The organism is Streptomyces iconiensis, assembly GCF_028657195.3.
GTDB lineage: Bacteria > Actinomycetota > Actinomycetes > Streptomycetales > Streptomycetaceae > Streptomyces > Streptomyces iconiensis.
The window spans coordinates 1-13002 of sequence record NZ_JANCPR020000041.1 but is presented as its reverse complement, the minus strand read 5'-3'; the positions used below and the strand labels follow the sequence as shown (position 1 = coordinate 13002).

The 13002-nt window shown below is 68.4% G+C and carries 12 protein-coding genes; 5 read left to right on the top strand and 7 right to left on the bottom strand.

Annotation, left to right across the window (positions count from 1 at the left end; translation table 11 throughout):
* The first annotated feature begins 114 nt into the window (after positions 1 to 114).
* The 4 genes from NMN56_RS31875 to NMN56_RS31860 all read left to right on the top strand — a co-directional run bounded on the left by NMN56_RS31875 (position 115) and on the right by NMN56_RS31860 (position 3894).
* Positions 115 to 642 carry a DUF4240 domain-containing protein gene (locus NMN56_RS31875; protein WP_274041967.1) on the top strand — a complete coding sequence of 176 codons (528 nt, stop codon included), beginning with the start codon at positions 115 to 117 and terminating at the stop codon, positions 640 to 642.
* A gap of 36 nt (positions 643 to 678) precedes the next feature.
* Positions 679 to 1569, top strand: a complete 891-nt coding sequence (locus tag NMN56_RS31870; RefSeq protein WP_274041887.1) for a TIGR01777 family oxidoreductase — start codon at positions 679 to 681, stop codon at positions 1567 to 1569.
* Positions 1570 to 1966: 397 nt separating this feature from the next.
* The gene (locus NMN56_RS31865; RefSeq protein WP_430542762.1) at positions 1967 to 3475 is read left to right on the top strand and encodes an FAD-dependent oxidoreductase; all 1509 of its coding nucleotides are present in this window, start codon (positions 1967 to 1969) and stop codon (positions 3473 to 3475) included.
* A gap of 182 nt (positions 3476 to 3657) precedes the next feature.
* Positions 3658 to 3894: a hypothetical protein gene (locus tag NMN56_RS31860; RefSeq protein ID WP_430542765.1), complete on the top strand. Its 237-nt coding sequence runs from the start codon at positions 3658 to 3660 to the stop codon at positions 3892 to 3894.
* 72 nt (positions 3895 to 3966) lie between these two features.
* On the opposite strand, the gene NMN56_RS31855 is transcribed toward NMN56_RS31860, so the two are convergent.
* From NMN56_RS31855 to NMN56_RS31835, 5 genes are all read right to left on the bottom strand, one after another.
* Positions 3967 to 6228, bottom strand: coding sequence for a family 2 encapsulin nanocompartment cargo protein terpene cyclase (locus NMN56_RS31855; RefSeq protein ID WP_274041889.1), 2262 nt, complete (start codon positions 6226 to 6228; stop codon positions 3967 to 3969).
* 160 nt (positions 6229 to 6388) lie between these two features.
* The gene (locus NMN56_RS31850) at positions 6389 to 6973 is read right to left on the bottom strand and encodes a hypothetical protein (protein WP_280842718.1); all 585 of its coding nucleotides are present in this window, start codon (positions 6971 to 6973) and stop codon (positions 6389 to 6391) included.
* A gap of 55 nt (positions 6974 to 7028) precedes the next feature.
* Entirely contained in the window at positions 7029 to 9368 is a 2340-nt protein-coding gene (locus NMN56_RS31845) for a hypothetical protein (protein ID WP_274041891.1), read from the bottom strand.
* Positions 9369 to 9428: 60 nt separating this feature from the next.
* Complete coding sequence (locus NMN56_RS31840) at positions 9429 to 9860, bottom strand: type VII secretion target (protein ID WP_274041892.1); 432 nt, start codon at positions 9858 to 9860, stop codon at positions 9429 to 9431.
* Between the two features lie 255 nt (positions 9861 to 10115).
* Complete coding sequence (locus tag NMN56_RS31835) at positions 10116 to 10994, bottom strand: NAD(P)-dependent oxidoreductase (protein ID WP_274041893.1); 879 nt, start codon at positions 10992 to 10994, stop codon at positions 10116 to 10118.
* A 49-nt stretch (positions 10995 to 11043) separates the two neighbouring features.
* Between NMN56_RS31835 and NMN56_RS31830 the strand changes: the two genes are divergently transcribed.
* Positions 11044 to 11436: a MerR family transcriptional regulator gene (locus NMN56_RS31830; RefSeq protein WP_274041894.1), complete on the top strand. Its 393-nt coding sequence runs from the start codon at positions 11044 to 11046 to the stop codon at positions 11434 to 11436.
* Positions 11437 to 11468: 32 nt separating this feature from the next.
* Here NMN56_RS31830 and NMN56_RS31825 read toward each other — a convergent pair whose 3' ends face one another.
* Together NMN56_RS31825 and NMN56_RS31820 are read right to left on the bottom strand one after the other, a co-directional pair.
* Positions 11469 to 12272 (bottom strand): MerR family transcriptional regulator, encoded by an 804-nt coding sequence (locus tag NMN56_RS31825; RefSeq protein WP_274041895.1) that lies wholly within the window; start codon positions 12270 to 12272, stop codon positions 11469 to 11471.
* A 22-nt stretch (positions 12273 to 12294) separates the two neighbouring features.
* Positions 12295 to 12804, bottom strand: coding sequence for a VOC family protein (locus tag NMN56_RS31820; RefSeq protein WP_274041896.1), 510 nt, complete (start codon positions 12802 to 12804; stop codon positions 12295 to 12297).
* Between the last annotated feature and the right edge of the window lie 198 nt (positions 12805 to 13002).

Genomic DNA, 13002 nt, shown 5'->3' with positions numbered 1-13002 from the left:
GTATGGACAGGAATCCATTGACCAACCGCACATGCGTCACTCGGATAACGACACAGCCGCATCTGGCTCACTCCACGTGCGTGGCGGGGCCACAGGCCCGATGCTGAGGGCGTGATGGACGAGACGGAGTTCTGGGAGCTGATCGATTCCACCCGGGTGGCCGCCGAGGGTGACCCCGACGAGCAGACGGACCTGCTGGTGGAACGGCTGACCCAGCTCGACCCGGACGCGGTGACTTTCTTCGCCCGCCACTTCGAGTCCCGCTACAACCGCGCCTACCAGTGGGACCTGTGGGCCGCCGCGTGGATTCTGCTCGACGGCGCGAGCGACGACGCGTTCGACGGCTTCCGCTGCTGGCTGATCGGCCAGGGCAGAGAGGTCTTCGAGGGCGCCGCACACGACGCCGACGCGCTCGCCGAACTCCTCGACGACTTCGACGACGAACTGGACGGCGAGGCAGAGGACCTCGGCTTCGCGGCCGACGAGGCGTACGAGCAGCTCACCGGCTCGGCGCTGCCCGACCTCGGCCTCCCCGACCCGCTGTCGGAGCCCGAGGGCATCCCCCTCAACATGGAGCACAGCGCGGCCCTCGCCGAACGCCTGCCCGAACTGTGGGCCCGCTTCCGGGGCACCGGCGCCTGAACGCCGCGCTCTGGAGGGCCCTGCCAGGATGGGCCCATGCGTATCGCAGTCACCGGTTCCACCGGACTCATCGGTTCCGCGCTCACCCGTTCCCTGCGTGCCGACGCACATGACGTGCTGCGCCTCGTACGTCGCCCGGCGGCTGCGGCCGACGAGGTCGAATGGCAGCCGCTGCACGGCTACGTCGACAGCGCGGGGCTCGACGGCTGCGAGGCCGTCGTCCACCTCGCGGGCGCCGGTGTCGGCGACCACCGGTGGACCGCCGCCTACAAGCGCGAACTGCGCGACAGCCGCGTCCTCGGCACCACCGCACTCGCCAAGGCCCTCGCCGCCCTCGACACCCCGCCGCACACACTGATCGTCGGCACGGCCATCGGCTACTACGGCGACACGGGCGAGGTCCCCGTGGACGAGACCGCGGGGCCAGGGACCGGGTTCCTCGCCGAGCTGTGCCAGGAGTGGGAGGCGTCGGCCGCACCCGCCGAGAAGGCCGGTATCCGCACCGTCCACGGCCGTACGGGGCTCGTCGTGGCCCGCGAAGGGGGCGCGTGGGGGCGGCTGTTCCCCCTCTTCCGCGCGGGACTCGGGGGACGGCTCGGGAACGGGCGGCAGTACTGGAGCCATATCGCGCTGCACGATCACGTGGCGGCCCTGCGGTTCCTTCTGGAGGAGCGCACGCTGTCGGGCCCCGTGAATCTCACGGCGCCAGAACCCGCCACCAACCGCGAGGTCACCGCGGCGATGGGCCGCGTGCTGCACCGCCCCGCCGTCTTCACGGCCCCCGCACCTCTACTGCGCCTCGCACTGGGCGAGTTCGCCCAGGACGTGCTCGGCAGCCAGCGTGTCCTGCCCGCCAAGCTGCTCGACTCCGGCTTCGCCTTCGCCTTCCCGACCCCCGAAAGCGCGATCCGCGCCGCGCTCGGCTGATGCCCGAACGCCGAGGTGCGCGGGTCGCGGACTCCGCCGGACCCTCGCCGTCCCGGCCGCGCGCCGTCGCGGCGGAAGAAGGGACGGCATCCTGCGCCGGGGCAGAAAGGTGCCGTCCCCTTGTCCGGGGAGCGCCTCGGGCGCCCGAGGCGGGGCTGCACTCTTTTCCGTCGCAACGGCGAGGCCACGACGACGCGGGTCCGCCGGTGCCGGCGAGCACGGCAGCGGGGAGGGCCTCCGGGGGCGTGCGCCCGCGTGCCTCCGTGCGCGACTATGTGTGACGCAGAGGCTGCGTAGAGTCGGCGTGAACTCGGGTATGGGGAGCGCTTGTTCGGGCATCAGGACGACAGCGCACGCACAACGGACCCGCACCGCGCGTCGACGACGGGGAGGAACCGTGCTGATCAGCAGCGCACGCGCAGGCACAGGGCACACGGGCGAGGGCGGTGAGGGAGTGGAAGCGGTCGACCCGGACGACGCGGTCGACATAGTGATCGTGGGCGCCGGCCTCGCGGGGCTCGCCGCCGCTCACCAGCTGAAGGGCGCGGGTCTGCGCGTCCGGGTGCTGGAGGCAGCGCCGCAGGTCGGCGGCAGGATGCGGACGGAACGTGTCGACGGCTACCGCCTCGATCGCGGTCCGGGACTGTTCAGCATGGGCGAGGACACGGAAGGGTTCGAGCGGCTGCCTGCGCTGGACCCGCTCGCGCTGCGCCCGTTCGCGCCGGGCGCCGTGCTGCACGCGGACGGCCGCACCCACAAGCTCACGTCCCCCGCCAACCGCAGGCAGCCCGAACCCCGCGAGGGCCGCCCGGGCCGCGAGAGCGCGGGGCGGAGCCGTACGGGCAGAGCGACGCGTACCGGCATCGCCCGCTTCGACCGGCACACACGGGGTACGCGGGGCGCACTCACGGCGGCGCGGGCACTGACAGGCGCCAGAAGCCGCGCCGACATGTCCGAAGCGCTCGACCTGGCGCGGCTGCGCGCCGCGCTGGCGCGCTTCGCCGCGCAACCGGCCGAGGGCCTGCTCGCCCGCCCCGAACTCCCCGCCGCGCAGGCCCTGTCGGCGCGCGGCCTGCCCTCCCGTACGGTCGACACGCTGGTCCAGCCGCTGCTCACCGCGCTTCTGTCGGACCCGGGACTGACCACGTCCAGCCGCGTCGCCGATCTGACGCTGCGGGGGTTCGCACGCGGTGGCCTGTGCGTTCCGGCGGGCGGGCAGGCCGCCGTGCCCGAACTGCTGGCCGCGGCGCTGCCACCTGGCACGCTGCTCACGGGCGTACGCGTCACGTCGGTGAGCACGCACGCGGTGACCACGGAGCGGCACGGCACATTCGGCTGCGAGGCGGTGCTGGTGGCGACGGGTGCCCGTTCGGCCGCCGGGCTGCTGCCCGGGCTGCGGGTCCCCGGCTTCCATCCGGTGACGGTGCTGCACCACGCGACGGACGAATCCCCGCCGCACGGTCCCTCGTTCGTGGTCAGCGCGGAGGCGGAGGGCGCGGGCCCCGTGAGCCACACCTGGGTGACATCGGCCGTCGACCCCTCACGCGCCGAGCCAGGGCGCACGCTGGTCACCTCCGTGGTGCTGGGCGAGCAGGCGGCCGAGCCTCCCGCTCTGCTCGACAAGGCGGCACGGCAGCAGCTGACGGGGGTGTACGGGGCATGTGCCGACCGCTGGGAGCTGCTGGCGGCGTACCACGATCCGGACGCCGTTCCCGCGATGCCGGCCCCGCACGATCCACGCAGACCGGTGCGGGTGCTGTCGGGGCTGTATGTCTGCGGTGACCACAGGGACACGAGTTCACCGCGCGGTGCGCTGTCCTCGGCCGAGCGTGCGACGCGGGAGATCCTGCGGGACTTCGGGCGTCCCACGGTACGGGAAGACACCCGCGCGACGGCCGCCGCTTAAATCGAACAAAGATCCCGAACTCGCTGTTGACCAGCGGGTTTTGTCAGTGGGGCGCGGTAGAATATGGGGAGTAGCAAGGAAGCGCACCGACGTTCTTAAGGAGGCCGTCGATGGCCGCTGTCCGTACCCGAACCTCTCGTTCGCAGACCCGCACCACCGCGCGCCAGCACCCGCTGCCGCAAATGTCCACGCTGCCCGTCCTGCCGAAGAAGCCGCTGCCCGCCGGACGCCCGAGGGAGTGGTACGAGACCCACAACCGCCGCCTGAAGGCCATGCGCATCGCCATAGCCCTGCTCGACACCGGCGTCTACAGCGCCGAGCAGGCACACAACCACACCATCCGCAGCACGGCCGACCGCATCGGTGTGCACCCGCCGTCGCTCACCACCTGCCACCTGGTGCGCGCGCTGCTCCCGTAGAAGCGGGGCCGGAGGGGGTCGTGACCCCCTCCGGCCGCGGAACGGCACGCACCGTACTACCGCTTCACGGCACTACCGCAGGGCGAGCCGGGCCGCCGAGGTGCCGAGGCCGACCGGACCGTCGAAGGGCCAGAACGAGGCCGACGAGGCCGACGAGCTGGGCGAGCCCGCCGTCGAACCGGCCGCCGCATGCCGCCGCAGGTCCGCCTCGGTGTAGCGCCGGCACTCGCGGTGCCAGACGAGAATGCCCGACAGCCAGTTCTCCAACTCCCGTACATAGCCGTCCAGCGCGGCCCGCGCGTCGCGGTCCAGCCCGAAGTCGTCGTAGAGCACGGGCAGTTCGTGCGCGGCGACATGCTGGAACTGGCGCATGCGCGAGTTCATCAGGTCGTCGATGATGGCGAGGGCCGTGGGGTAGTCGCAGTCGAAGAAGTTGCGCACCACGAGCACACCATTGTGGATCTCACCCTCGTACTCGATCTCCTTCTGGTACGAGAAGACGTCGTTGACCAGGCACGCGTAGTCCATCGCCGCGTTCTCAAGGGACTTGACGGGCCCGCTCTCGTAGATCTCGGGCGGGATCGTGTCCGGGTGCGCGAGCCTGCACAGGCTCATGGTCAGGTCGGAACCGAAGGTCCTTTTGCGCATCTCGACATAGTCGACCGGATCCGGGATGCGGTTCTGTGCCTGGTTGTTCAGCTCCCACAGCCAGCTTTCGGCCATGGTCTCGATCGCCGTACGGAACCGGCGCCGCTTCGCCACGGGCATCGGGCCCGCCGTTCTCGCCCAGAGATCGGCGAGCGAGCGCTCCAGTGGGCTCAGGGCCGGCGGCATCGGCTCGTCCTCGACGGGCATGAATGCGGACAGCCGCTCCGTGCACGCCTTCGCACCCGCCAAGTCGCGGGTACGGCCGAAGCGCACCGGATAGTAGTCGTCACCCCATGTGCCCCACGCCAACCACCCGGAGGTGAGGTCGAGTTGCTCGGGGGTCGCGTCCGGGTGGATACCGGCGGCGCACAGGGGCAGGTCGTTGTCGCGGAGCAGTTCCTCGTCCCACACCTTGCCGCCCGGCACATCGGGCTGCGGATCCAGCAGTCCCATGGCGCGCGACCACTCCACGACCCGCTCCCTCGCACCCGCCAGATGCGGGCTGAGGCTCGCGGTGAACGGCATCCGGATGTCGGGCAGCACCGAGGGGCCCGTACGTTCGTGCGGCACATGCGTGAAGCCGCGCACGCGCTGGACGTTGGCCTGCGCGAGCGTACGGGCCAGGTCGGCGGCCGAGGTGCCGATGCCCATCGGCAGGAACGGCGACCGCGGCGACGACGACGCCGCCTCCCCGCCCTCGTTCATGTAGCGGCTGGAGCGCATGTGCCACTCGTGGCCGCCGGACTGCCAGTCCTGCAGCCCTTTCGCGTACGCCGCGATGTCCGCGCACGCCGCCGGGTCGAGGCCCTTCTCCACACACAGCGCGGGCACCTCGGTCAGCGCCGTGTGCTCGAACTGCTGGAGGCGCGAGGTGAGCAGATCGTTGACTGCTTCGGCGCCCTCCTGCGTCGTGCAGTCCAGGAACGTCTCCAGCACGAGGACACCGTTGGACAGCTCGCCCTCGTCCTCCGTCTCGCGCTGGTACGAGAACAGGTCGTTACGCAGGTGCACCGCGTCGGCGAACGTGTCGCGCAGCACGCACAGTGGCCTCGACCCCGCGACGGACGCCGGTACTTCGGCGTGCGCGGCGAACTCCACGAGCCCCGCCGACCACGGGGCCCCGCCGACCTTGCGGCGCATCTCGATGTACTCCACCGGATTCGGCACCCGGCCGATGTTGATGTTCGACAGCTCCCACAGGGACTCGTTGAGCAGGTTCTTCGTGCTCTCCGCGAAACGGGCCCGCCACTCCCGGGACATCGCGGGAACCGTCCTCGCCCACAGGTCCTTCAGGCCCGCCTCGACGGGGTTGGTCGGCTCGGGAACGGCAGCCGCCGGATCCATCGGCATGAACAGCGGCAGCCGGTCCAGATACGCCTTGCCGCCCTCCCGGTCCTGGCTCCGCTTGAACTCCTCCAGGAAGTGGTCGTCGAAGAAGAACACCCACACATACCAGTCCGTGACCGTGTCCAGGTCCTCGGCCGTGGCGTCCGGATGCGTGTACGCGCACAGCAGCGCGTAGTCGTGTGCCTCCAGGTCCCCGGTGTCCCAGATCCCCGACCCCTCCAGCATCCCCATACGCCGCGCCCACTCCCTCGTATGGGCCCGCGCCTGTTCGAGATGAGGGTTGAGGCGCGCGGGATACGGCACGTAGAAGTCCGGCAGCGTGAACGGTTGTTGCGACAACGGTTCGTTCCCCCCACGGATTGGGTCCAGTGCGCATTGCGGCCTCCGGCCTACCCACCCGACCACCCCCCGCACCCTCCGAAACGGCTCCCCCACCCTCATTCACCCAGACGGGTGAGAGCGCCCACCGGTGCCGCGAGGGCGGGCCGCGCCTCCCCCGCTACCGGGGGGCGACCTCTTCCGGATCGGGGAACGTGACGCTGTTCGCACAGTCCATGTGAGCGGTGACCTTCTTCGCGGCGGAAATCAGCAGGCGGGCGCGGGAGTTGAGGCTGAGCCCAAGCGACTTGTCGATACTCAGCGACTGGTCGATGGTGAACGCCAGTGTCTCAAAGTGCGGAGGATTCGCCTTCTTCTCACCTCTCGGGTGCCGACACAACACATCGAGCTGACCATCACGAGCAATGCGGCCGACGGGCATGTACGCAACCGACCTTCCGCCGTCCGGCGGCACCGAATCCCATTGAACTGTCAGACTCAGCAGCTCATCCACCTTGTTGGCTGCGGCGGTGAAGAAGCAGATTCGTTGGTCGGAGTAATCCCGATCCACTGTCGGATCGGCCAGCTTGTCGGCCACGTCGGCATAACCCATATGCTCAACCACACGCACATCGGAATGCCGCGACTCCTTGACCATGCGCTGGTCAAAGATACCGCCACAGGCGCGGGCCAACGGGGTGCCGGATGGCTTCTTCTCTTCCCCACCAGACGAGGAACAGGCAGTTCCGAGCATCAGCACGGGCACAGCAACAAAGGCAGCGCACCGCCCCGCACGAAGGCGCCATGCCACTGGCCAGGTATCAGTCGCCATCGGACTGGTCCCCCAACGTGTCGCCACTCGTGTACGACTCACGGACCCACCGTCTGGTATCCCGGTACCAGTCCCTGTCCACATCGTGACTCGCGTCGTAGGTCTCCAGCCAGTTGGCTACCCTTTTTTGGCTCATGCCCAGAAATTCGTCCTTGTCCTTGATCCCGTCCCGCGAGTACTGCTGGCTTTCCTCCTTCCATTGCGCCAGCACCTGTTGGTCGATCTGATTGTTCACATGCGTCTCCAGGGCGCCGCTGGCCGCGCCTGAGACAAGGGGAACTCCGAAGGAAGTGCCCGCCTTTACACCGTCGCCGCCCAGAGGAAGCTCAACTAGGCCCGTTCCGAGCCCAAGACCCTGATTGACTGCGTACTTCTTCCAGGCAGCTGCCTGCGTGAGCTCGGCCCGGAGGTCGGTGCTTTTGCCATCCACACCGCTCTGGATCTCGCTCGCACGCGCCTGGTCCAGCACACCCTGGTTCGTCGCTCCCGCTTCCAGGATCGTCCGGAGTTCTTCATTCGCTTCCGGGTGGGCCTTCATCGCGCTGACCACGTACTGATCCTGAGCGCTGGAGAGGATTTCGTAGCCGCCCGGCTTGCTGCCGGTCTCACGGAGGAACGCGCGGGCGTCGCCGTCGGACACGTCAATGTGCCCGGGACCTACGTGCCCGAAAGCCGCGTCCCGGAGCGCCTGGTCACCGTCCACGTTGCCGAAGTTGGAGGAAGCCCAACTCAGATCGTCGATGTAGCCCGCACCCATCTTCGCCATGCTGTTGCCGATACCGGGCTTGTCGTCCACGACTCCGGGGTGGTCGGAGACCGTTCCGACGACCTGACTCATGACGTTGGCGCTGTCGGCACTGCGGTTCAGGCCCTCTTCGGGTGCGTCCCAGGGGCGGCCGAGGGTGGCGGCTTCCAGGGCGTGGCCCATCTCGTCGTAGCCATAGGCGCGGTCATTGTCCAGGCCCGGGCCGCCGGTTGGCCACTCACGCTTGCGCAGGAGGTAGTCAAGGTCGCTACTCGGCTTGTAACTGCCGTCGTAGTCCTTCTCGTTGCTGTGGAATACCTCCTGTGCAGCTTCGGGGTTGTGCCCCAGTGCCTCCATGTAGCCGGCCATGGGGTCCATGCCCTCGTCGCTGCCCTTGCCGTAATTGAGGAAGGCGTCGTACTCGTCAGGGCGTTCACCCGCCCACAGTTCCTGCGGCTCGCCGTCGTGGCTGCGCTCGAAGTCGATGAGCCCTTTGAGGTCCTTCTCCTTGTCGCCCTTTCCGTAGTCGACCAGGAAGTCCTTGTCCCACTCCCCCGACCGCATCAGGCTGCTCATGAGCTGGAAGCCATAGTTGCTCTGCGGATTGCCCGCACGTGTAGGGCTGTCGCCGGGGCCGATCCCCCGGTGGGTGTTGGCGAAGCGTTCGGGGCCGAGCCGGAGGGCGTCTTCTTTCCATTTCTTCATGGCCCGGCTGTCCGAGTGGGAGGCGGTGGCCAGAGTCATGCTGAGGGACTTTTGGAAGTCCTTGGTCGCCTCGAAGCGTTCCTTGCCCGGCTTGCTCGTGCCTGCGACCCGCTCCCAGAATTCCAGCGTGCCCTTCGCATTGAGCCGGGTCGCGAAACGCTCGGCGAAATAGGGGTCGCCCTCGCGTTGGGCCAGCTTGTCCGCCATCTTTCTGACCGTCTCTGCGCTCGGCCGCTCGCCGTTCTCGTAGGAAGAGGCCAGACGGACCAGGGCATCAGCGTCCTTGCGTGCCTGCTGCCGCTCGCGGTTCGCCTCGCTCATGCTGGTGACGCCGTCACTGTCGAAGCCCTTGGCACGCCCGTTGTGATCGTTGGAGAGGGCCCAGTGCAGCGTCGTGTCCGCCGCGGTGGCGCCCTCCAGGGCCTCGTTGATGAGCCTGTTGTGGGTTTCGACGGCGTCGCGGTAATTCTTCGCCTGGATCCCCACTTCGTCGGCGTCCAGGCTCTTGAGGTTCTTCGGTTTGTAGTGGACAGTTCCCCTGTGGTCGATTTCGAGATGCTTGTCCTCGTCGACCATCTTGACCCGTGCCTTGAGTTTGTCCCGCCACTTCTTCAGCGAGTGATAGGCACTGTCCAGGAACACCCAGGTGTCGTCGGCCTCTCCGATAACCTCGGTGAGCTGCGTGTCGACCTTCCGCATCTTCTGGAACGCCGCGTCGGCCGCCTCGCCCTCCATGTCGGAGACCCACAGCCCTCTCTCCACCTGCCGCGAGAACTCGGTGCGTACCTCTCGATAGTTCCGGGGCACATTGCGCCATTTCTGCACGGCTTCGCGCAACGGCTCAAGGTCGGAATGCATCAGCGAGTGATAGGAAACCATGCGTTTCTTCCCCATGTACAACGGATTTACCCACGAACCGGTCCCGGCCCTGAGCTGCGGCTACTCTCGCCTGTCGCCAGGCTTTTCACTCGCCCCGACCTTGTCCATGTCCTTCTTCTCTTTGAGGTCGGTGGTGTCGAAGGCCGAAGCGGTGTTACGCAGCGCGTCGGCGAGCCCCTCACCGAGCAGGGACTTCACATACCGCACTTGCCCCTCCCAACGGTCCACGAAGGTAGCGAAAGCGGCTGCGGACTTGAACCCGGACAAGCCGGACTTCACCTCGCCCGTCTCCTTGATGGCCGCATTGTCGGCCTTGCCAAATGCCTTGGCGACCTTCTCGGCGTCCGCCGCCCGGTCACGCAGCAACTTGGAGGTGACGTGCAGCCTGCCCGGGCCGCGCGCGTTGGAGCCGCTGCCGGCGAGTTGCATGCCGGCGTTCTGACGCTCATCCACACCCGCCTTTATCTGGGCCCATTCCTTGTCGAAATCCACAGAACCTCCCACAGATCCGCTGCGACCGAACAGCTTAAACCTGCGGGAGGATCGGTGACGAGACGGCGCCGGCGCCCCCTGGGCGAAGGGACCGGAATTCACCAGCCTTTCACTGGCGGCGCACATACGGAAAGCGGAAAAAGACCGCAAAAGAGTCGAACCAGCTTCCCCGTCTTCCCTTACCCAGATGTGCGAGGGCGCTCGACTCCTCCCCTCGTACTGGCCCCCAAAGCCGGTTCCGCCGCCAGGGGCCGGTCAGTTGCCGTGGGGCGTGCCGAACTCCTCGATCAGCACCGGGTATTGCTCACCGCCGTGCCCGGCGGCGACCGAACGATCGGCAATCGCCTTGATAAGCCTCGGCAGTTCGGCATTGACGCCCACCGCCTCGCTCTCCTCGATCAGGTGTGCCATCGCCCGCACGTCGGTCTCCAGGGCCGACACCTCGGCCGGGAAGGAGCCGCTGTCGATCTGCTCGGCGTATCCGGGCAGCCACTCGGCCACCCCGGCGGCGATCTGCCGCGCGAACGGCGCGTACGCGGCGGCGTCGACGCCGGCGGTCCTCAGCAGGGCGGTGCCCTGGAGCCAGGCGTTCAGAACGCTCCACATCATGGCGAGGCCGGCCACGTCGTACAGGGACGCCAACCCGTGGTCGGCACCGAGGTAGGTGACGGTGCCGAGCGCGTCCAGCGTCGACCTGTGTGCCTCGAAGTCCGCCTCGGGGCCACTGTGCAGAATCGTCGCCTCCGCTGTCCCGACCGCCGGCGGGACGGCCATGATGGCGCCATCCACATAGCGGGCGCCGCGTTCCTCGGCCCAGCGCGCCGCTTCCCGGGCCTGAGCCGAGTCGCCCGAGGTCAGATTGACCAGCGTCGTACCGTCCAGTTCACTCGCGCCGAGCAGCTCACGCACGGCGTGGTAGTCGGTGACGCAGATGACCGCCACCGAACCCGCCTTGAGCGCCGCACCAACCGTCGGCGCCAACCGCGCGCCGTCGGCCACCAGCTGGTCGGCCTTGGAGGCCGTACGGTTCCACACGGTTGTGAGGTGCCCGGCTCTCAGGAACGCGCCGGCGAGCGCCTGGCCCATCAGCCCAAGTCCGATGACTGTCACGGGTGTACCCGTTTTGTTGTCCATGGCAGCATCGTCAACGTTGATACCGGTATGAAGGTCAAGCGAGGTCTCGATGCGTATCGGGGAACTGAGCCGTCGGACGGGCGTCAACGCCCACCAGTTGCGCTACTACGAGGCCCAGGGCCTGCTGGAGGCAGACCGCGCCGCCAACGGCTACCGCGAGTACAACGAGAACGCCTTGCTCAAGGTGAAGCAGATCCGGCACCTGCTCGGTGCCGGTCTGTCCTCCGAGGACATCGCCTACCTGCTGCCCTGCGCGACAGGGGAGACCCCGGAGCTGCCCGGCTGTTCCGAGTTGCTGACCGCGATGCGGTCACGGCTACAGCGGCTGGACGACCAGATGACCAGGCTCGCCCAGTCCCGCAACGCCCTGGCCGTCTACATCGAGGCGGCCGAACACGCGGGCAACGAGAGTTACCCACCCTTCGAGCTGAGTGCCTCCTGACCGCAGGTGGCCGACATGCTTTCCGTCCGGGTTCAGTGCCAGGTGGCGGTGCGGGGGTCGATGCCGTGTGCTTGTGCGTTGGCGTCGATGATGCGGCTGAGCCAGGCGGCGAGGCCGGGTTGGGCGCGGTCGTAGTGGGCGGTGAACCCGGGGTCTTCTTGGTACATGTGCCCGAGGCAGACCTGCATCTCATGAGTGAGGTGGAAGTAGGCGTTGAATGCTTCCCGGTGCTGCTCAGCGAGCCGGTTGGCTTCTGCGCTGCCGGGGAGGACGCCGTCCCGCATCGCTCGGGCAAGCTCGCTTTCGAGTGCGGAGTTCGCCTCGGCGACGGCTTTCCAGTCGTCGGGCCCGCGGGTGGCCGCGCGCTCGGCGTACTGGGCCCATTGCGGGGTGTCCCCCCAGCGCTCCTGGGCGCGGAGGACCCATTCCGGTTGCCAGTCGGGGCCGAAAACGGCGGCCTGTTGTTCGGCCGTCAGAAGAATGCCCTGCTCGTGGGCCCGGATCATCCGGTCAAGTCCCTCGGCCATGTCGTTGAGGCGTGCGATGCGCTCCCGGACCTGTTGGCGCTGCGTACGCAGCGCCACGGTCGGGTCAACCGCCCGCGCGCGGAGCAGTTCCCCGATGGTGCCGAGCGGGAGACCCAGCTCGCGGTACACGACCGCACGCTGGAGACGTGCGATGTCCGCGGCGGTGTAGAGCCGGTATCCGCCGTGGGTGCGCAGTGAGGGGGAGGCCAGGCCGATCCCGTCCCAGTGGTGCAGGGTGCGTACGGTGACGCCCAGCCGCGATGCCGCCTGACCGACGGTCATCCCGGCGGCCTCCCCTGACGTACTCATGCCTCACATTCTCCCCACACCGTCATGCCTTCGGAGCGGTGATACCCACCTTCTCCAGATCGCGGGCCTCCTGGCTCGCGGGATCGAAAGGTTTGGCGGCGGTGAGGACCACCCGCACGTTCTCCGGCGTGACCACCTCCACGTCAACGGTGTTCCAACGAGTGTGCCGCGGCCCCTCACTGCAACCCGGCCGCTGCGCCTCACACGCCTCGGCGATCCGGTCGATCTCACTGAGCACACACGCGAAACTCACACTCACCACCGGCACCGATGCCACCTCGCCGGCAGCGGGCACCAAAAGCACGTCCTGGAACGCCCACCGCCGTAGATGGGTGACCTGCCCGGGAATACTGAACAAATCGACGAACCCGAACCCGCGTACCCAGAAGTCCACCGAAGCGGCCAGGTCCGGCGTCGGGATCGTGACGAACATCGGCATCCCATAGATCCCCCGAAACGGTTCCGGCGGCACCGCGTCCACCGAGGGGTCAGGGACAGGGCTCATCTCGAAGGCGTCGTAGTAATCGCTCATGCCCAACACCCTGACCCCTCACGCAACGTAAGGGTCAACTCCCCAACGCCCCTCCCCTTCCCCACGGACGGCCCCCCGCCCCCCTCCTCACCGACCCACCCCACTCCACAGCAGGCCCGGATATGGCCGGGGGAGTCCAGAGGGGGCGAAGCCCCTTTTGGCGGGGGGCTGTTGGGGGGCGGGGGGCCGTCCTTGGGG